Source organism: Corynebacterium falsenii (assembly GCF_020099275.1).
GTDB lineage: Bacteria > Actinomycetota > Actinomycetes > Mycobacteriales > Mycobacteriaceae > Corynebacterium > Corynebacterium falsenii.
The window spans coordinates 1,615,507-1,635,376 of the sequence record NZ_CP083646.1 but is presented as its reverse complement, the minus strand read 5'-3'; the positions used below and the strand labels follow the sequence as shown (position 1 = coordinate 1,635,376).

General features: G+C 62.4%; 19 protein-coding genes and 1 pseudogene. 18 read left to right on the top strand and 2 right to left on the bottom strand.

The window, feature by feature from the left end; genetic code table 11:
- Window positions 1–22 precede the first annotated feature (22 nt).
- The 13 genes and pseudogenes from pafA (at window position 23) to LA343_RS07150 (ending at window position 14,018) form a co-directional block, all read left to right on the top strand.
- On the top strand, window positions 23–1,432 hold the full coding sequence (gene pafA / locus LA343_RS07205; protein WP_039911366.1) for a Pup--protein ligase: 1,410 nt from the start codon (window positions 23–25) through the stop codon (window positions 1,430–1,432).
- Complete coding sequence (locus LA343_RS07200; protein ID WP_025402661.1) at window positions 1,429–2,517, top strand: helix-turn-helix transcriptional regulator; 1,089 nt, start codon at window positions 1,429–1,431, stop codon at window positions 2,515–2,517. The genes pafA and LA343_RS07200 overlap by 4 nt, the downstream gene beginning before the upstream one ends.
- On the top strand, window positions 2,514–3,599 hold the full coding sequence (locus LA343_RS07195) for a WYL domain-containing transcriptional regulator (protein ID WP_025402660.1): 1,086 nt from the start codon (window positions 2,514–2,516) through the stop codon (window positions 3,597–3,599). The genes LA343_RS07200 and LA343_RS07195 overlap by 4 nt, the downstream gene beginning before the upstream one ends.
- A gap of 94 nt (window positions 3,600–3,693) precedes the next feature.
- Window positions 3,694–4,092, top strand: a complete 399-nt coding sequence (tatA, locus tag LA343_RS07190; protein ID WP_025402659.1) for a Sec-independent protein translocase subunit TatA — start codon at window positions 3,694–3,696, stop codon at window positions 4,090–4,092.
- Window positions 4,093–4,225: 133 nt separating this feature from the next.
- Complete coding sequence (tatC, locus tag LA343_RS07185) at window positions 4,226–5,287, top strand: twin-arginine translocase subunit TatC (RefSeq protein ID WP_025402658.1); 1,062 nt, start codon at window positions 4,226–4,228, stop codon at window positions 5,285–5,287.
- Window positions 5,288–5,400: 113 nt separating this feature from the next.
- Window positions 5,401–8,127: a DEAD/DEAH box helicase gene (locus LA343_RS07180; RefSeq protein WP_025402657.1), complete on the top strand. Its 2,727-nt coding sequence runs from the start codon at window positions 5,401–5,403 to the stop codon at window positions 8,125–8,127.
- On the top strand, window positions 8,120–8,893 hold the full coding sequence (locus tag LA343_RS07175; RefSeq protein WP_025402656.1) for an SDR family NAD(P)-dependent oxidoreductase: 774 nt from the start codon (window positions 8,120–8,122) through the stop codon (window positions 8,891–8,893). The genes LA343_RS07180 and LA343_RS07175 overlap by 8 nt, the downstream gene beginning before the upstream one ends.
- A gap of 668 nt (window positions 8,894–9,561) precedes the next feature.
- Window positions 9,562–9,867 (top strand): annotated as a pseudogene (locus LA343_RS11750) (Na/Pi symporter); the annotation flags it as partial.
- Between the two features lie 33 nt (window positions 9,868–9,900).
- Window positions 9,901–10,557, top strand: a complete 657-nt coding sequence (locus LA343_RS11780; RefSeq protein ID WP_396021880.1) for a Na/Pi symporter — start codon at window positions 9,901–9,903, stop codon at window positions 10,555–10,557.
- A 13-nt stretch (window positions 10,558–10,570) separates the two neighbouring features.
- Entirely contained in the window at window positions 10,571–10,855 is a 285-nt protein-coding gene (locus LA343_RS07165) for a hypothetical protein (protein WP_025402655.1), read from the top strand.
- Between the two features lie 207 nt (window positions 10,856–11,062).
- A complete protein-coding gene (locus LA343_RS07160) occupies window positions 11,063–11,590 on the top strand; it encodes an FxsA family protein (RefSeq protein ID WP_025402654.1) in 528 nt (175 codons plus the stop codon).
- Window positions 11,590–13,155, top strand: coding sequence for an apolipoprotein N-acyltransferase (gene lnt / locus LA343_RS07155; RefSeq protein ID WP_025402653.1), 1,566 nt, complete (start codon window positions 11,590–11,592; stop codon window positions 13,153–13,155). Before LA343_RS07160 ends, lnt begins: the two co-directional genes overlap by 1 nt.
- Before the next feature lie 65 nt (window positions 13,156–13,220).
- Window positions 13,221–14,018 (top strand): polyprenol monophosphomannose synthase, encoded by a 798-nt coding sequence (locus tag LA343_RS07150; protein ID WP_025402652.1) that lies wholly within the window; start codon window positions 13,221–13,223, stop codon window positions 14,016–14,018.
- A gap of 110 nt (window positions 14,019–14,128) precedes the next feature.
- Here the strand turns inward: LA343_RS07150 and LA343_RS07145 are convergent, their stop codons facing one another.
- Window positions 14,129–14,509: an RNA polymerase-binding protein RbpA gene (locus LA343_RS07145; protein WP_025402651.1), complete on the bottom strand. Its 381-nt coding sequence runs from the start codon at window positions 14,507–14,509 to the stop codon at window positions 14,129–14,131.
- Window positions 14,510–14,666: 157 nt separating this feature from the next.
- Here LA343_RS07145 and LA343_RS11775 point away from each other — a divergent pair, with 157 nt between their 5' ends.
- The 4 genes from LA343_RS11775 to mgtE all read left to right on the top strand — a co-directional run bounded on the left by LA343_RS11775 (window position 14,667) and on the right by mgtE (window position 17,595).
- The gene (locus LA343_RS11775) at window positions 14,667–15,119 is read left to right on the top strand and encodes a hypothetical protein (RefSeq protein WP_317986376.1); all 453 of its coding nucleotides are present in this window, start codon (window positions 14,667–14,669) and stop codon (window positions 15,117–15,119) included.
- A 127-nt stretch (window positions 15,120–15,246) separates the two neighbouring features.
- On the top strand, window positions 15,247–15,942 hold the full coding sequence (locus LA343_RS07135) for a YceI family protein (RefSeq protein WP_025402649.1): 696 nt from the start codon (window positions 15,247–15,249) through the stop codon (window positions 15,940–15,942).
- Window positions 15,943–16,038: 96 nt separating this feature from the next.
- Window positions 16,039–16,215, top strand: a complete 177-nt coding sequence (locus tag LA343_RS07130) for a hypothetical protein (RefSeq protein WP_182840924.1) — start codon at window positions 16,039–16,041, stop codon at window positions 16,213–16,215.
- A complete protein-coding gene (mgtE, locus tag LA343_RS07125) occupies window positions 16,216–17,595 on the top strand; it encodes a magnesium transporter (RefSeq protein WP_025402648.1) in 1,380 nt (459 codons plus the stop codon). It begins immediately after the preceding gene.
- A 161-nt stretch (window positions 17,596–17,756) separates the two neighbouring features.
- On the opposite strand, the gene LA343_RS11855 is transcribed toward mgtE, so the two are convergent.
- On the bottom strand, window positions 17,757–17,885 hold the full coding sequence (locus LA343_RS11855; RefSeq protein WP_374957143.1) for a hypothetical protein: 129 nt from the start codon (window positions 17,883–17,885) through the stop codon (window positions 17,757–17,759).
- Here LA343_RS11855 and LA343_RS07120 point away from each other — a divergent pair.
- Entirely contained in the window at window positions 17,877–19,826 is a 1,950-nt protein-coding gene (locus LA343_RS07120) for a heavy metal translocating P-type ATPase (RefSeq protein WP_025402647.1), read from the top strand. The two genes, LA343_RS11855 and LA343_RS07120, sit on opposite strands and share 9 nt — an antisense overlap.
- Window positions 19,827–19,870 lie beyond the last annotated feature (44 nt).

The window sequence follows — 19,870 nt, the reverse complement described above, 5'->3', positions numbered from 1 at the left end:
CGCAGCACACGTGCGCCGCATCATGGGCCTGGAGACGGAATACGGCATCACCAACGTGATGGAATCCAGCCGTCGATTGGGCCCGGACGAGATCTCGCGGCAGCTGTTCAGCCCCATCGTGGAGAAGTACCGCAGCTCCAATATCTATGCGGATAACGCCTCGCGGTTGTACCTGGACGTGGGCGCCCACCCGGAGGTCGCCACGGCAGAGTGCGATAGCCTCCATCAGCTCATCACCTACGACCGCGCCGGCGACATGCTGGTCCAGCAGCTCGCCACCGGGGCCGAGCAGGCTCTTGCGGACAAGGGCGTGGGCGGCAGCGTCTACCTGCTGAAAAACAACACCGACTCCCTGGGCAACTCCTACGGCTGCCACGAGAATTACCTGGTCAGCCGCGATATTCCGCTGCGCAGCCTCGGCGCACAGCTGCTGCCGTTCTTGGTCACCCGCCAGCTCATCTGCGGTGCGGGCAAGCTGTCCATCCCGTATGCCGGCGCGCCGAACGAGAACTTCGGACCGGGCTACACCATGAGCCAGCGCGCCGACCACGTCTGGGAGGGCGTGTCGAGTGCGACCACCCGCTCGCGGCCGATCATCAACACCCGCGACGAACCGCACGCGGATTCCTCTCGTTATCGCCGCTTGCACGTGATCGTGGGTGATTCCAACATGTCGGAGGTCACCACCGCTCTCAAGGTCGGCTCCACCCTGCTGGTGCTGGAGATGATCGAGGCCGGAGTAGCGCTGCCGGACTTCGAAATGGCCAACGAGATCCGCTCCATCCGCGAAATCGCCCGCGATTTCACCGGTCAGATCCCCCTGGACTTGCGCCGACGTGGCACGGCCACCCCGTTGGAGATCCAGCGTTCTTTCTTTGACGCCGCCACGCGCTACCTCGATTCCAGGGAAGAACCGGAGTTCACGGAATTCGGTTGGCAGGGCACGCCGCGGGAGCAGCTGCAGCCAGTGGTGGATCTGTGGGGCCGTGTTCTCGATTGCTTCGACACAGGCGATTTCACTCCCGTAAGCCGGGATATCGATTGGGTGATTAAGAAGACCCTCATGGACAAGATGGCCGCCCGCCCCGGGTTGGAGCCGACGGATCCGCGACTGTCCCAGGTGGACCTGACCTATCACGACATTCACCCGGACCGGGGCTTGTTTAACGTGCTGGTCAAGCGCGGTTTCGCCAACACGGTGGTAGATCCTCAGGCTGTGCAGGCTGCGGTGAACGAGGCTCCGGCCACCACGCGCGCCGCCCTGCGCGGCCGTTTCCTGGCCGCGGCGCGGGCTCACGACGTGCCCGTCACCGTGGATTGGATGCGCCTGAAGATCAATGGCGAAAGTGGCTGCGAGGTCCTGCTCGGTGATCCGTTCGCCAATTCCAACGAGGCCGTGGATCGCATGATCGCGGCGATGGAGGGTCAGTGACTCCAGCCGCGTCGTCTCGCTCCAATGCGCACAATCGCCCGACCAAGCCCCAGTGGAAGCAGGGCGCCGAGCGCCTGTTCAACCTCATCATCGCCTTGGTCAATGAGCGCCGGCCACGATCGGTGAAGTGGATCCTCGACAATGTCGCGGGCTACGAGGGCGAGCCGCGCTCCGCCGAGAAGCGCTTCCAGCGCGACCGCAAGGCACTCAGCGACATCGGTGTTCACCTGACACGCAGCATGGATGTGGACGTCACGGATGAAGGGAGCAGGCCCCGCGAATTGTGGAGCTTGGATCCATCCAGCCTGTTCCTCCCAGAGATCGAGTTCACCCCAGAGGAATCGGACGTGCTTGCGGTGGCGGGCAGTTGGGCGCGTAGCGGTGAGATGGCCGAAGCCGGCGCATCGGCTTTTGCCAAGCTCGCGGCCGCAGGCGCGCGCAGTGCCGTGCGGGATACGCCGGGAGAGCAGAGTTCGCTGGTGGCCACTCTGCCGGATGCGTTGCGGTTGGATTCGCAGTCTTTCGATGCGATCTTCCGTGCCCTCGAATCTGGCCTGGTGGTGAGCTTTTTCTACTACCCCTCGCTGCTCGAAGAACCGCAGGAGCGCACCATCGAGCCGTGGGCCTACGGTGCCGTGGGCGGCAAGCTCTACCTGACGGGGTTCGACCGGGATCGTGGTGGCCAGCGCACGTTCCGACTCGCGCGCATCGACAACATCGAAGTCCACGCCGACTTCGCCGAAGCGCAGCGCCCTTCGCTGCCCGCCACGGATCTCATCATGCAGGGGCTGCAGCGCGCCGGTGAGATGGTCACCGCCACGGTGGAGTTTCCGGGCGAGGGGGCATACGAGCTGCGCACCAAGATGAACGCCGATGGAACCATCGGCCCGGTGGAGCGGGCCTGGTTGGTGCGTACGGCGGCGGCCTACGCCCCGAACGCGCTGGTGACGTCGCCACCCGACGTGGTGCAGGACATCGTGGACACCCTCGCGTGCGCCGCCAGCACCGGTAGCACCGCCAGCACTGGCAGCACCGGAAGCACCGGCAGTTCCGTCAACTCAGCCGAGCACGAGGAGGACCATTGAGCACAGCCGTGACGAACGCCGAGCAGTTCCAGCGCACCCTTACCGTGCTCGCGTGGTTCCGCAACCACCCGGACGGCACCTTCATGGAGGCAGCCGCCGACCTGAGGATGAAGACCACCCAGATCAAGCACGAGCTGCACCAGATCACTCTGTGCGGCCTGCCCGGCCACTACCCGGGATCGCTCGTGGAAGTGTCGATGGACCGGATGCGCGCGACCGTGGAGTACACCGCCGGGCTGGATCACCCCGTGCGCCTGAGCCCCATGGAGGCCGGCGTGGTGTTGCTCAGCCTGGAGGCGATCCGTTCCACGCTGCCTGCGGACAAGCAGCCCGCCGTGGCGAGCGCCTCAGCGAAGATTCAGCGCGTCCTTCCGCACGGTGGTCAGGGCACCAGTGATACCCCGGATGAGGCTGGGGAGGTGCCGGCTGGTGGCGTCGAGAAAAGGGAAGTAGCCGAACCATCGCCGACGATCCTTGCGCTCCGCACGGCCATCGACGAGCGCCGGACGGTGGCCATGCTGTACCACTCGGTATCGAGTGATTCTTTTCGACGCCGCCACGTGCGCCCCGATTATCTCGGGCTTATCGATGGCGAGACCTACCTGTGGGCGAGGGAAGAGAACGAGCACCGGGCTGACCAGGGCGACGAGGGCGACGAGTCAGTGCAGAAGCGCTTTGCCGTGTCACGGATTGACGATGTCACCCTCGGCGAGGAGGGAAGCGCCGGGGCCGCGGTCCAGCCCACGATCGACCGGGAGGATCCGTTCGACTTTGCGGAGTCGGAGGAGTGGGCGCGCGTGCGGGTGCGAGCCGATCATGCCTGGATGTTGGAGTACTACCCGATGTGGTTGGTTGACGGTGACGGCGACGATGCCAACGATGGCGACGGCGCTAGCGATAGCGAATTTTTCGACGTCTACCTCCCCAACACGGGGCCATGGACGGTTCGGCTTCTCACGGCGTTTTCACAGGGATTACGTGCGGTGGAGCCGCTAACATTGGCCGAAGAGGTCCGCCAGCGAGCGGAAGATGGACTGAACGCCTATGCTGAACATTTAGGCGTGAAGCCCTCACAGCCTTAACAGTATTTTCGATCGCAGATATTGCCGGTGGCGGTATCGGGTCGCACACCTCCCACGAACGTGGGCGAACGATTGCTAAAGGACACAGACTTTCATGAACCTAGGCCCCTGGGAACTGCTGATCATTGCGCTCGTCATTTTCCTGCTTTTCGGAGCCACGCGGCTGCCTAACGCAGCTCGCTCCCTGGGACGGTCGATGCGCATTTTCAAGTCCGAGATGGACGAGATGAAGAACGACAAGAACCAGCCGGAAGCACAGCAGCAGGCTCAGCAGGATGCTGCGATCACCCAGGCTCAGCAGCAGGCACCGGTGCAGGGTGAAACCCCGGAGCAGACCCGTATGCGCCTGGAGGCTCAGCAGCAGGCGCAGCAGGGCTACCAGCAGCCGGTTCAGCCGCAGCAGCCCATCCAGCCGCAGCAGGCTCAGCAGCCCGTTCAGCCGCAGCAGCCGGTTCAGCAGCCCAACCCGAACGCCAACGGGCAGAACAACTAATCCACTGTCATAGAACTAGGGAAAGATCTTGACTGATTCTTCCTCCGCCATGGTGCCCGCATCTTCAGCGAAGAAGGTGCGGGTTCCACGGCTAGTGCGCAAGAACAAACCCAAAAAGCCCGCCGATGGCAGCATGACCATCGTCGAGCACATCAATGAGCTGCGTCGGCGCATCCTCATCGGCCTAGCAGCCATCGCTGTCGGCACGATCATCGGCTACATCTGGTATTCCAAGGGCGTTGGCCCCGTGCCCTCGCTGGGTGAGATTCTGCGCCAGCCGTACTGTAACTTGCCACCGGAATCGCGTTTCGGCGCCAGCGACGGCGAGTGCCGCCTCCTGGCGACCAGCCCGTTTGAGATGTTCATCCTTCGTCTGAAGGTGGGCGCCTTGGCTGGCTTGGTCTTTTCCTCCCCGGTCTGGCTCGGCCAGATCTGGGCGTACATCACTCCCGGCCTGAAGAAGAACGAGCGGCGCTGGACTGCAGGTGTGAGCACCGCCGCAGGCATCCTGTTCGCCATCGGTGCCGTGCTGGCCTACTTCGTGCTGTCCTTCGGCCTGGAATTCCTCATGACCATCGGCGATGAGGCCCAGATCGCGGCACTGAACGGTGAGAAGTACTTCAATTTCGCCATGGCCCTGCTGCTGATCTTCGGCGTGAGTTTCGAGGTGCCGTTGATTACGGTGCTCATGAACATGGCGGGCGTGATCTCCTACGAGCAGCTGAAGTCGAAGCGTCGCTACATCTGGGCTTTCCTCTTCCTCTTCGCAGCCTTCATCACCCCTGGTCAAGATCCCATCTCCATGGTGATCCTCGCCATAGCCCTGTGCATGTTGATGGAAATGGCAACGCAGATCGCCCGCGTGCACGATAAGCGCAAGGCAAAGCAGCAAGAGGAATGGCTGGATCTTGACGACACCGTGGGGTCCACCATTGACCGTGCAGCTCCCATCAACGGCAGCGGTTCAGCCGGTACGGGGGCATCCAGCGCAGTGGGCCTTGCACCTGCACCGATCGCTGCGCCCGAGTCGCTCGATGGTGTATCGGCCACCCCGGCGCCGCAGTCCAGCAGTGGAGCACGGCCTCGCCAAGATGGCGTGTCCGGAACGTATGGTCGCCGGGATTCGCTGGATCTGCGTCACGGCAGTGACAACGACAAGTCCAACGGATCGGACTTCTTCGGGGACGTGCTGTAGCAAACGCGTGCTGCAGCAGCCGCCCCAGAGCAAACGCGAACTGCAGCGCCCTCGTCTGCAGCCCCCTCGGCGTGCCACTCCGCGATGCCAACGCCTAGAGTGGTGGAAGAACTATGGCACACATTATTAATTCTTCCGCCCTCGGCGACTATCCCCAGCAAGTGAGGGAGTTCGCCGCTGGATACGATTTCCCGCTTGATGAATTCCAGCTCTCCGCAGCGTCGTCCATTGCGCAAGGCCGCGGAGTTCTCGTCGCCGCACCCACGGGTGCAGGCAAGACCATCGTGGGGGAGTACGCCGTGTACGCCGCCTTCCACAACGATGGAACGTGCTTCTACACCACGCCGATCAAGGCGCTGAGCAACCAGAAGTACCACGACCTCGTCCGCCGCTACGGCCCAGAGGACGTCGGCCTGCTCACCGGTGATGTCACGCTTAATGGCGATGCTCCCATCGTCGTGATGACCACCGAGGTCCTGCGCAACATGATCTACGCCGAGTCGGATCGCCTCGATACCCTCACCCATGTGGTGATGGACGAGGTGCACTTCCTCTCGGACAAATCCCGCGGCCCGGTGTGGGAAGAGGCCATCCTCAACCTCGATCCGCGCGTCATTCTCGTGTCATTGTCCGCGACGGTGTCCAACGTCGAGGAATTCGGTGGTTGGCTATCCACCGTGCGTGGCGAAACTGACATCATCGTCACCGAAAAGCGGCCGGTTCCTCTGAACCAGTTTATGATGGTGGGTCGGCACATCCTGCCGCTGTTCGAAGGAGATCAGCAACACATCGGCGCGATCAACCGCAAGGTCGTGGCCGCCGCGGCCAAGGCAGAGGAAACAGGCAAGCGCCGCGGCCCCAAACGCGCCGACGTGGTGCAGCACATGGCCGCCGCGGGAATGCTGCCGGCGATCTACTTCATCTTCTCCCGCATCGGCTGCGATAGTGCGGTCAAGCAGCTCTTGCTCGACCGGGTGGATTTCACCACCGAGGCCGATCGCAAAGAGATCCTCCGCACGGTCGATGAGGGCGTGGCCGACCTGTCCGAGGAAGACCTCAACGTTCTCGGATTCCGCCAGTGGCGCCGGGCGCTGTCCTGCGGTTTTGCGGCCCACCACGCCGGCATGCTGCCCGCGTTCCGGCACATCGTGGAGGATTTGTTCTCTCGGGGGCTGCTCAAGGTGTGCTTCGCCACCGAAACCTTGGCGTTGGGTATCAACATGCCCGCCCGCTCGGTCGTTCTGGAAAAGCTGACCAAGTTCAACGGCGAGGAGCACGCAGATCTCACACCTGGGCAGTACACGCAGCTGACCGGTCGTGCGGGTCGGCGCGGCATCGATACCAAGGGCAATGCCGTGGTGTTGTGGAGCCAGGGCTTGGATCCCTACGGGGTGGCGGATTTGGCCTCCACCCGCACGTATCCGCTGGATTCCACGTTCCGTCCCGGCTACAACATGGCTGTGAACCTGGTGAATACATTGGGTCTGGAGGACGCACACCGCCTGCTACTGCGTTCTTTCGCGCAGTACCAGGCCAACGGCTCCATTGTGGAGCAGGCCGAGCAGGTGGAAAAGCGCCGCCGCGAGCTCGCGGACATGGAAAAGCAGCTCAAGCGCGAAATTGCTCATCAGCGCCGCCAGGAACACGACCGGGACCGCGATTTCGAGCTCGTTGTGGAGTATGCCGGGCTTCGCCGCAAGCTCAGCCAGGAGGAGCGCCGCGCCAAGCGTGAGGCCGTCGATGAGCGCTCGCAGGAGACCATCAAGCTGCTGCAGTCGCTCAACACGGGCGACGTGATTGCCCTGCCCACCGGAAAGAACCCCATGACGGCCGTGGTCGTCCGTTCCGATTCCGCTCCGCATTTCCCGCGGCCGACCATCATCACCGAGGACGGGTGGGTGGAGCGCGTCAACCCGGACATGTTTGGCAACACGCCCGTGGTCGTGGGGCACATGCGCCTGAATAGGGGTGTGTCTCGCGCCCCGAAGCGCCAGGCCCGCAGCGTGGCCGCGAATCTGCGCCGCCTGAACGTGGATAAGCCGAAGCGCCTCAAGCCCCGTGCCAAGGGCAATACGGCCCAGACTCAGGTGTTCCGCGACCAGGTGCACATGCACCCAGTGCACGCGTGGGAGGGTCGCGAAGACCTGACCCGAGCTGCAGAGCAGTTCCTCAAGGCCCAGCGCCGCCTGGCTTTCCAGCTGGACGAGACCACGCCGAACACCGATTCGCTATCGAGCCAGTTCAACCGCATTTTGTTGCTGCTACAGGAGCTAGATTACGTGGAGCTGGACATTGACCCAGCCACCGGTGATCCCACGTCCGCCAGCATCACGATGGAGGGTGCCCGTCTGGCGCGGGTGCACCACGAGTCCGATCTCTTAGTCGCGCAGTGCTTGCGCCGCGGGATCTGGGATCAGCTCGATCCAGCCGAGCTCGCGGCGGCAGTGAGCTGCTGCGTGTTTGAGAATCGCCGGGAGACGGAGAACTCGATGGAGGTTCCCACCGAGGAGCTCTCCGATGCGATCTCGCAGACCTTGCGCATTTATCAGGAGCTCAGCTCTGATGAGCGACGCCACAATCTGTCGGTGACGCGCGAGCCTGAGCTGGGCTTTGCCACCGCGGCTCATCAGTGGACGGCGGGTGCGCCGCTGGAGTATTGTCTCTTGGCCGCCGAGGCCTCCGGCGCATCGTTGACCCCGGGCGATTTCGTTCGGTGGTGCCGCCGCGTCATCGACTTGTTGGAACAGATTAAGCACACTGGCTATTCGGACGAGGTCAAGGCCGCCTCCCGCGCGGCTGTGAAGGCTATGAAGAGGGGAGTTGTGGCACTCGATGCCTAACACGTCACCAAGTACTGGTCAGGAAATCACCGGTCAGAAAATCGCGATCTTCGGAGCCACCAGCGAGATCGGCGGCGAGATCGCACGCCGCGTCGCCCGTGGCAACACCGTTGTGCTCGCGGGGCGTCGCATGGATGCCCTCGAGCAACTCGCCGCTGAGCTGCGGAGCCTTGGCGCTGCGGAGGTTCGCTGTTTCTTTTTCGACGCCGCTACGACCGATTCTCACGAAGCCGTCATCGGCGATATCGAGTCGGATGGGCCCATCGATGTGGCCTTGGCGATGTTCGGTGTGCTGGGGGATCAGGAAAAGGCGGAGGCCGACTGGCGGGAGGTCCAGCGCGTGCTGCATACGGATTTCACTGCCCAGGCGGTGTTGCTGACGGAGTTAAGCACTCGGATGAAGCGCCGCGGTGCTGGCACGTTGGTGGCATATTCCTCTATTGCGGGTGCGCGGGTGCGTCGCCCCAATTATGTGTACGGGTCGGCCAAGGCGGGTCTCGATGGGTTCTGCCAAGGCATGCAGGACGCGCTGCGTGGCACGGGAGTGCGGCTCGTGGTAGTCCGACCCGGCTTTGTGATTGGCCGGATGACGGAGGGCATGTCCCCGGCGCCGATGTCCACCACGCCGGGCGTTGTGGCTGATGCCACAGTGGCGGCGATTGCCGATGCTTCGCGTACGGATGTGTGGATTCCCCGCAATCTGGAGGTGCTGGCTCGGGTGATGCCGCTGGTTCCGCGCTGGTTGTGGCGCCGGGCTCCCCGCTAGTGGGCCACTCGCAGAAACACACACGGTGGCGGTCCTAGGCCGTACCGCTCGATTCGTCACCCGCTTAGTCGCCTGCTTTGTCGCTGCATCTCCAGCCTTTCACCTGATCCTCATTGTTTATTAGCGTTTTTCTTACGTTTCAGTTACCTGTCCTCTGAAAAATGCGAACCACCCTGACGCATATATGACGCCAACGGAGGATGCATGCCCACCGATCGACATTCCGCTGATGACGCGGATCATAACCAGAGCACGAGCGGCGAGCAGAGCTCGCACAACACAACCGCGACGGTGATTCCTGAGGTCGATTCGGACTCCTCGGAGACCTCAGCAGCCTCATCGTCCCGACCCTCCCACAGCCAACGCCCCGCCAACAGCCAGTCCCGCAACGTCGAGGAGTCTGCGAAAGCTGAGGCCCCTGAAGACTCAGAGGTTTTTGAGGGCTCTCAAGGTTCTGAAGACTCACAGCGCTCTGCAGATACTGCAGACACTTCAGAATCCGAGGAAGGGAAGGATCAGCAGAAGCTGAAGAAGCTCCCTACCTGGAGCCTCGCCATTCTCGCGATCGGCGCCCTCTACATGCTGCTGGTCGCGATCGGCGTGATCGGTGACGGCTTCAAGGAGATGGGGTCGGATACCGCCAAGGGCCTTTTCGACTTCGCACCAACCCCTTCATTGCCCTGTTCGTGGGCATTCTGGCGACCTCGATCATCCAGTCTTCATCAACGACGACGGCCATCGTCGTCACCATGGTTGCCGCGGGAGCGGTGCCCATGGAGGTCGCCATCCCCATGGTCATGGGTGCGAACATCGGCACATCGGTGACGAATACCCTTGCCTCGCTGGGACACGCCGGTAAAGATAACGAGTTCAAGCGGGCAATCACGGCCGCGACGGTACACGACTACTTCAACCTGTTCGCCGTCATCATCCTGCTGCCTATCGAGCTGATTTTCCACCCCATTCAGCACAGCGCGCAGTGGTTGAGCAATGCGCTGTACGGCAATGTGCTGCCCAACCCCGAGGAGGCGGATTTCCTCGGCATCATCACCGACCCGGTCGTGGAAGCCATCGGCCCGAAGGGGCTGCTGGGGAACCTTCCTGGATCCAACGTGGTGGTCGGCGCCGTGACCATCCTGCTCGGTGTGGTCATGATCTTCCTGGCGGTGCGTTGGTTGGGCAAGATCCTGCAGCTCATCGTCGTCGGCCGAGCCAAGAAGCTGTTGGAGAAGTCCATCGGCGGCAATCCCATGGTGGCCATGGGTGCTGGCGCGGCAGTGACGGTGGCGGCTCAGTCCTCGTCGGTCACAACGTCTGTGATGATTCCGTTTGCTGGATCCGGTGCGCTTACTCCGCGCCAGATCTACCCCATGACTCTCGGTGCCAACGTCGGCACCACGGTCACTACGATCATCGCCGCCATGGCCGTCACGGGCGGCGGCGGGGAAGCGGCTCTGACGATCGCTTTCGTGCACCTTCTGTTCAACGTGTTCGGCATCGCGATCATCTACGGTATCCCGTTCCTACGCCCCATCCCGCTGCGCTGTGCCGAGCTGTTGGCCAAGGTGGCCGCACAGCGCAAGTACATCGCGATTGCCTGGGTGCTCGGCGTTTTCATCATCCTTCCCACTGCCATGATCTTCGCCAAGGTCGTTTTCTTCTAGAAGGGGTCAACCATTGAGTGACAACAACACCACCACCAACAACACCACCACCGACACGGCACTGCCGGCCCCCGGGTCCCCCGACCTCGACCACGCCACGCTGGACCAGCTCGAGGCAATGCTCAAGCAAGCCGAGGAGAATCTCCAAGCGGTCTACAGCGAGATTGAGCACCGCCGCCGAGACCAGCTCGAAGAACAGCACAGCCAGCTGCCAAACGATATGTCGAGCTTCAAAGGAAGCTGGCGCAGCCTCGTCACAGCGTTCCGCCAGGTTGCTCACCGCAAGGATTCCGAATAGGCCGCCGAATAATCCGCAGAAGTAGGCCGCCGAAACCAACCAGCAACCAACAACCAACACAGAGCCCGCGATACCCCGCGATACCGGCGGGGCAGTAGTCGCAGGGAACTTTCCGTGGCATAGAGTCGTTCTCAGGTTGTAAGCCTCAACAGGCACCCCCTTATCGCGCACCTTTGTCACGCACCGTATGCAACGGAAGGAACCACCATGCCAGTCATCGGCGCGGCCTATCTCATCGTAGAAATTGCCGCTTTCATTCTCCTCGGCGTTTCCCTCGGCTGGGGTTGGGCTCTGCTCATCGTGCTGGGTCTGTTCGTCATTGGTCTGTTCGTCGCCACCTGGCAGATGCGTGCTCTCGCCGTGCGTGCCGTGAACCAGCCCGATCACCCCGGCCAGCTCACCGCAGACGCCGCCCTGTCCGCCGTGGGTGCGGTCCTCGTGGCACTGCCGGGCGTGGTCACCTCCGTGCTGGGAATTCTCCTGCTCCTGCCGCCGACCCGCTCACTGACCCGCAAGATGCTGGGCAGCGCTGCCCGACGCACCCTGGAGAACTTCGGTGGCACCACGTTCACCACGGTCTCCCGGTTCGGAGCCCCCGAAAGCCGGAATATCCCCGGCTGGGGTCAGGTCATCGATCACCGCACGGACGAGTTCCGCCCCAAGGATTCAGGCAGCCAAGATTCCAGCAGCCGGGATTCCAACAACCAAGATAAGCCCAAGGGAATCTCCGAGTAATGCCCACGACACTCTCCTTCGGGCAGAGACTGCGCCACTTCTTCACCCCCGCCAACCTCCTCAGCATCCTTGCAGCCGCGTTCAGCGGCCTCATGCTGTTTGCCGCCTACCAGCCCACCGGATTGTGGTGGGCAGCGCCGTTGGCTTTCGGCTTGTTCTTCGCCGTCGTCCGGTCTCACAACGCGGTGCTATTGGCATGGGTCCAAGGACTCAGCCTCTACGGCTTCCTTTTGCCGTGGGTCGGCGAGTTCGTCGGCCCCATCGCATGGATCGGCCTAGCCGTGGCCCAGTCGCTGTATAGCATCCTGTTCGGGCTCGGCCTGCGCTACCTGTTGCGCCGACGCTTCCTCCAGGTCGCGATCCCATTCTGGTTCGTCGCCGTGGAATACCTACGCTCATCGTGGCCGTTCGGCGGGTTCCCGTGGGGTCGCATCACGTGGAGCCAGGTCGGCGGCCCATACGCCGAGCTGATCCGTTGGGGTGGCCCGTCCCTCGTGACGTTCGCCGTGGTCGTCACCGGCCTGGCTCTCGCCGTCGCGACCCGGCGCGCCTGGGCCGCCAGCCTGCCGGTTCTCGCGGTGGTGGCCGCGGCCTTGGTTGTCGCCACCGTCACCGCTCCATCGTCTGCGTCGTCTCCATCGTCTCAATCCGACGCCACCATCATCAACGTCGCCGCAGTCCAGGGAAACGTGCCTCGCATGGGCTTGGACTTCAATGAGCAACGCAGGGCTGTGCTGGACAACCACGTCCACGAGACGGACAAGCTCGCCCAGGCCGTCAAGGCAGGGGAGGCGCCCCAACCGGATCTCGTCATCTGGCCGGAGAATGCGTCGGATATCAACCCGTTTGTCAATGAGGATGCTTCCCAGCTCATCAGCCAGGTGCAAGGCAACATCAATGCGCCCATTCTTGTGGGCACCATCACGCCCGAGCACAACACGATGGTCGTGTGGGACAACGGCCCGCAGGAACGCCACAACAAGAAGTTCCTGCAGCCCTTCGGCGAGTACATGCCGCTGCGGGACCTCCTTCGCCACGTCAGCCCCTATGTTGACCGAGCAGGAAACTTCCAGCCGGGGGAGGGTAACGGCGTCGTGACAATGACACCCCACACCGGCAAACCGCCCGTGGCAGTGGGTGTGGCGACGTGTTATGAGGTCAGCTTCGATGGAGCATTCCGGCAAGCCGTGCGGTCCGGGGCTCAGGTGCTCACGAGCCCCACAAACAACGCCACGTTCGGCTTTACGGATATGACATACCAGCAGCTGGCGATGTCGCGCATGCGAGCCATCGAGTATGACCGGGCGGTTGTGGTCGCGGCGACCTCGGGTGTGTCCGCAATTGTGATGCCAGACGGACAGGTCGTGGAGCAATCGCGCATCTTCACTCCGGACGTGCTCCAAGCCAATGTCCCATTACGGGATACAATGACACTGTCTGCCCGGATCGGACCGTGGCTGGAATGGGTGGTCAGCGCTGTAGGACTCGCCGGTGTGATTATCGCGTGGTTCCTGAGGAAGCGGCCCTCGCCCCAGCAGGCGCGGCGAACGTCGCGCACGAAGTAAGAGATCCACGCTGCACTAGTAGAAACGTGCACTAGTAGAAACGAAGGAAAGGTTGACATCGCACCATGGCGAAGCTCAGTGACTCCACGCTGGTTATCATCCCGACGTACAACGAAAAGGAAAACCTGCCGCTCATTATTAAGCGTCTGCTCGAGGCCGAGCCCGAGCGCGTGAACGTGCTGGTAGTGGACGATGCCAGCCCGGACGGCACCGGTGACATCGCCGACAAGCTCGCAGCCGATAACGACAAGATCCACGTGCTGCACCGCCAGGGCAAGGGTGGTCTCGGCGGCGCGTACATCGCCGGTTTCCGCTGGGGCCTGGAGCGTGACTACCAGGTTCTCTGCGAGATGGATGCCGATGGTTCCCACGCTCCCGAGCAGCTCCACCTGCTGCTGGACCGCATCGACAAGGGCGCTGAGCTGGTCATCGGCTCGCGTTACGTGCAGGGCGGCAAGACCGTGAACTGGCCGGCCTCCCGCCAGCTGCTGTCCCGCGGTGGCAACCTGTACGCTTCCGTGGCGCTGGGTGCTGGTCTGTCGGACATCACCGGTGGTTACCGCGCGTACCGCCGCGAGGTGCTGGAGGCCATTGACCTCGACGCTGTGGATTCCGCAGGCTACGTCTTCCAGGTCGATCTGGCATGGCGTGCAGTGCAGGAGGGCTTCGACGTGCGCGAGGTTCCGATCACCTTCACCGAGCGTGAGATCGGTGATTCCAAGATGAGCGGCAACATCGTTGGCGAGGCCATGATGCAGGTCACCAAGTGGGGCGTGGAGTACCGGCTGACCCAGGCGAAGAACCTTTTCAGCGAGTTCTACCGCATCGGCTCGGGCACCCTGGGCGCCATGCTGGAGCGCTAAGAGTTCGAGGGCGCTGGAGCTAAGAAAACCCTCGCGCCGATGACCCTGTCATTGGGGTCATCGGCGCGAGGGTTTTGTTGTGGCGGAACGCTGCAGCCTGTTGGGAAGTCTTAGGACTTCTGCTGCGCGGCTTCCTGCTCCTTCATGAGCTTGACTGCGTTGCGGCGGCGCTTGCGGAGCAGCTCGATGCGCTCCTCGAGGAGCTCGTCGAGCTCTTCGAGGCTGCGGCGCTCACGCAGCATATCCCAGTGGGTGCGCGGGGGCTTGGCGGGCTTAGACTCCTGGCCTTCACCCTCCATCAGGGTGCCCGGCATGCCGTTCTTGCACATCCACTCTTGCGGAATTTCGGCGTCGTCGGCAAAGGGAACTTCGAAGACCTCTCCGTTTTCCGTCTGGTACTTCACCATGCGGCGGGGGGCTAGGTCGTGGTCGCGGTCCGTCTCGTACGAGACCGCACCCATCCGACTTCCGCGGAGAACTCGATCAGCCATCTTTACCTCACTCCTTAGTATCTGTGGACCCTTGCAATAGTAGCTGGTGCCCGTTGGTTCGTGTCAGGTGCCTCACGACTGGCACGAGTGCCCAGACCCAGCTGTTGCTTCTGCCGCTTCTGTTACCTACAACGGTTGGGCAGTAGACTTTGTTCCCGTGACCACCGAATCCGCCGCTGATCCAGGTACTAATCGAGCCACTGATCGAGCCACCACTCCAGGGACTAGCCCGGGCTCCGATGTTGCCGAGCCTTCACCTGACACATCGCCCCGGCGCTCGCGGGGGTCCGTGTTGCACTGCGCGTGGTGCGGAAAGACGATGGAGGCTAACACGCGGGGGAGGAAGCGGAAGTTCTGCTCGCAGTCCTGTCGGCAACGCTCTTACGAGCAGCGGCACCAGGTTCAGGGCACCGGCATTCCAGCAGATGCGCTGATCCTGCGGCCCGAGCTGGCGGAGCAACTGCACGATGAGCTGTTCGAACTGCGGTGCGCCGCCGAGGATGTCCAGACGGCAGCGCGAGATCGGGAGGATTATCACAGCATCGAGGAGTTGGCCGAGGAGCTGGTGGATATAGCCCGGCGCATCGAACAGATCAGAGGACAACGCTAGAACGCACCCCACAGATGCAAGACAGATGCGGGACAGTTGCAGGGTTTCCACCAAGTGTGGGGCTCGAGCTGGGGCGGCGTAGTCTATGGATTATCACCAAGGCTAAGGCGCGGATAGGGTAGAGGGTATGCGTAAGGCAATCATCACACTGGGTGCAGTCGCCATCGTCGTTTTGGCGCTCATGGGCATCGGCCCACTGGTCATGAACTTCTTCAACGACCGCGGACTGCAAACGGCAGATATCACTGCGGGCGGGGAGCCGGCGTCGGTAGGGATGAACGGCACCTGGCATGTGGTCAAGGGGGCTGGCGCCAACCATTCGCAGGCGGGGTACACGTTCGATGAGAAGCTTCCTGCGGGCAGTAAGACCACGTCCGGGCGCACCGACAACATGGAGCGCGACAACATCACGGGTGAGTTCGTGGTGGCCAACGACGTGCTCAAGGAGGGCGGGGTGAAGGTCGATGTTGCCTCCATCTCCTCGGACGTGGAGAAGCGAGACATCAACGTCCGCAACCACATCCTGCACACCGATGAGTTCCCGTATGCCACGTTCACGCTGACAAAGCCCGTCGACGTGGCGGATCTTCCAGATAACGGCACCACTGTAACGAAGAAGGTCACCGGCAAGCTCACGCTCATGGGCACGACGAAGCAGGTCACCGCTGATCTGAAGATCCTGCGCACCGGCCCGCACGTCATCGTGGCGGGCAATATCCCCTTCAATAGGGACGACTTCGGTATTAAAACTCCGCAATTTGTCGCCTCCTCAATCGCCCAACGGGGTACTATCGATCTGCTTTTGGTACTCGACCAGCAATAAACCTGGCTGCTGCGGTTGAGAAGGCCCCCAAGCACCCACAAGCACCTACAAGTGCCTACAAGTGCCCGCCCACCTACAGAAACGAGGTCTCACACCGTGTCACCTGAACTGGTCAAACTCATGCGCATCATGCGCTTAGTTGTCCTCGTCGTCTTTATCGGCATTATGCTCTGGCAGGCAACCACCGTGTCCTATATCTTCGCGGCAGTGGGTGTGGCGTTCTTCGCCGCCACCGTGTGGCAGCTGTGGGTGACTGCAAAGGACGGTGACTAGATGGCAGCACGCACTGCGCAACTGCGGGATCTCATTCGCGACGAGGACTTCGAGGGCGCACGCGCTGTGCTGTCCGACCTAGGCCCGGTGGATACGGCCGAGGAGTTCGGCTGGCTGGATTCCGAGGAACAAGCGATCGCATTCCGCTTGCTTCCGAAGGATCGCGCGCTCGGCGTGTTCGAGTACCTCGATCCGCCGCACCAGGCCGAGCTCCTCCAGGCGCTGCGCAAGGATCACGTGTCGGAGTTGTTCGCCGGCCTGGAGGCCGATGACCAGGCGCGCTTGCTCGATGAGATGCCCGCCAAGGTAGCCACCCGGTTGTTGCAGGGGCTGCCCAAGAGCGAGTATCAGGAAGTCGCGTCCCTGCTGGGATATCCCCAGGATTCCGCCGGACGCCTCATGATCCCCATGGCCACCGTGCTGGATCCGGAGGTGACCAGGGAAGAGGCGATGAAGAAGCTGCAACAGCGTCGCGCCGATCCAAACCTCAAGAGTTTGGAGCGAAGCCCCATCGCCGTACTGCCTGTGACTGATCGTTCTCGACGCCTCATTGGAATGGTTCGCTTGGCGGATCTTATCGAGGCACCAGACGGAACTCCGATCAAGGAGATCCTGGAGCCGGAGAACCACCAGGTGACGGCTCATGTGGACCAGGAAATCGCCGCTCGCCTCATGCAGGAAGCCGACTTGCTGGCGCTTCCTGTCGTCGACGATGAAAACCGCCTCCTGGGCATCATCACCGTTGACGATGCGATGGAGGTCCTCGAAGCCGAGGCGACCGAGGATGCGTTCCGTTCCGGTGGTTCCGAGCCATTGAACGAGCCGTACCTCTCGGCGACGGTGCTGACATTGGCCAAGAAGCGTGGCGTGTGGCTCATCGTGCTGATCTTGGCGGCGTTTTTGACGATCAACGTCATGGAGGTGTTCGAGTCCACTCTGGAAGCCGTGGTGGTGCTGAGTGTGTTCGTGCCGATGGTCATTGGTGCCGGCGGTAACGCGGGCTCCCAGGCAGCAAGTTCCGTGGTCCGCGCGCTCGCCGTTGCCGAGGTGAGACCGAGAGACGTGCTGCGCGTCATTTGGCGTGAGGTTCGCGTGGGGTTGATGCTCGGGCTATTCCTGGGCGCAATCTTGTTCCCGATCATCACGATCATGTATGACCCGCAGGTTGCCATCACGATTTCGATCACTGTGGTGTTCATTTGTGGTTGGGCCTGTGTGGTGGGTGGCGTGCTGCCGTTGGCCGCGCGGAAACTTGGCGTGGACCCGGCGGTCTTCTCCACGCCTGTGGTGTCCACGCTGGTCGATGCTACTGGTTTGATCATTTACTTCACGGTCGCTGGGATCATCATGGCTGATCAAATCGCTGCCGCGACAGGGTAGCAGTGCAGCGATGCGGCCGAGTAGCGCAGGGTAGGTGCGCGCTCGGTTGCTGACACATCCTTGCAACATACCCCATGGGGGTATACGGTGGTTGGTGAACCTAACCACTGACAATAGGGAAGAAGCTGGGGGACAGAGCATTGCAATCCCACGACGAACATTCAGCCAGCGATCATCACGATCACCACGATCACGCTGATCACCACGACGCAATCCACAGCGAACACGCCAGCCACGGCGGACACGGTGATCACGGTGGCCACGGTGGCCATGCCGGGCACGTGGCGCACTTCCGCCGCTTGTTCTGGATCATGACCGTCATCGCCATTCCCGTTGTGGCCTGCAGCGCGATGTTTGCCCAGCTGATCGGCTATTCACTTCCAGATAACCCAATCATCACGTGGGTCTCGCCGATCCTCGGCACCCTAATGTACTTCTGGGGCGGGAGGCCGTTCCTCAGCGGTGGGGTAGAGGAGATCAAGAACCGGCAGCCGGGCATGATGCTGCTTATCGCTCTGGCGATCACCGTCGCCTTCGCCTCGTCTTGGCTTTCCACGTTGTCCATCATCTCGGGCGATCTGGACTTCTGGTGGGAGCTGGCGCTACTCATCGTCATCATGCTGCTGGGGCACTGGATTGAGATGCGCTCGCTTGCCCAGACCAGCTCCGCGTTGGACTCGCTCGCCGCCCTGCTTCCCGATGAGGCTGAGCGTGTCGTCGACGGCGAGATAGAAAAGGTTGCTCCCGCTGACCTTCAGGTTGATGATGAAGTTCTCGTTCGCCCCGGCGGTTCCGTACCGGCCGATGGCGACATCATCGACGGTTCGTCCAGCATGGATGAGTCGATGGTCACGGGTGAATCGACCACGGTCAGTAAATCCGCAGGTGACCACGTGGTCGCTGGCACCATCTCGACGGACTCCAGCATCCGCGTGCGCATCACTGCGGTCGGCGACGATACCACGCTGGCAGGCATCAACAAGCTCGTGGAGGATGCACAGGAGTCATCCTCGCGCACGCAGCGCCTGGCCGATCGCGCGGCGGCATGGTTGTTCTGGTACGCACTCGGCGCGGCCATTCTCACAGCCATCGTGTGGTTTGCGATCGGTCGGCCGGATAGCGCGGTCGTCCGCACCATCACTGTGCTCGTCATCGCGTGCCCGCACGCCTTGGGTCTTGCTATCCCGCTGGTCGTGTCCATCGCCACGGAGCGCGCCGCCCGTCACGGCATCCTCATCAAGGATCGCCTCGCGCTCGAAACCATGCGCAAGGTCAATGCCGTACTGTTCGACAAGACCGGCACACTCACCGCAGGTCAGCCGCAGGTTCTCGACGTCGAGGCAGTGGGCGAGCAGTCCGCAGACACCGTGCTGGCGTGGGCCGCTGCCGCGGAAATGGAGAGTGAGCACCCGCTCGCGAAAGCCATCGTTTCCGCAGCTCAGGACAGGAATGTTACCATTCCAGATGCCTCCGATCACAGTTCTCAGCCGGCTGTTGGGGTTTCTGCGACCATCGACGCCCATACGGTCGAGGTGGGCGGACCAGCGCTTTTGGACAGCCACGGGCGTTCCGCCGTGGAGGCAACAGATCAGTGGAGCAAGGACGGCGCCATTGTGCTGCACGTACTATCTGATGGCGAGGTCGTGGGAGCCATCAAGCTGGGCGACGAAGTCCGACCGGAATCGCGTAAGGCCATCGAGGATTTGCATGCGTCCGGTACCGAGGTCGTCATGATCACGGGCGATGCTGAGGCCGTCGCCCACAAGGTCGCTGACGAGCTGAACATTGACCGTGTGTTTGCGGGCGTGCGCCCGGAGGATAAGGCCAGCCAGGTCGAGAAGCTCCAGCATGAGGGCAAGACGGTGGCCATGGTTGGCGATGGTGTCAATGATGCGCCGGCGCTGGCGCAGGCCGATGTGGGCGTGGCGATTGGTGCCGGCACGGATGTCGCAATCGGCTCAGCGGGTGTCATCTTGGCGTCCGATGATCCGCGCGGCGTGTTGGCGGTGCGGACGTTGTCGCGGGCGACCTACCGGAAGATGAAGCAGAATCTGTGGTGGGCAGCGGGATATAACCTCATCTCGGTGCCGTTGGCGGCCGGTGTGCTGGCCCCAATCGGGTTCGTCATGCCGATGAGCGTGGGCGCGCTGTTGATGTCTGCATCCACGGTGATTGTTGCGCTCAACGCTCAAACGTTGCGCAAGGTCGATCTGGGCGCCGCGGATTACTGAGTACAGATTCGAGGAAGAGCACAAGTACAGCAAGCAGATCGCAC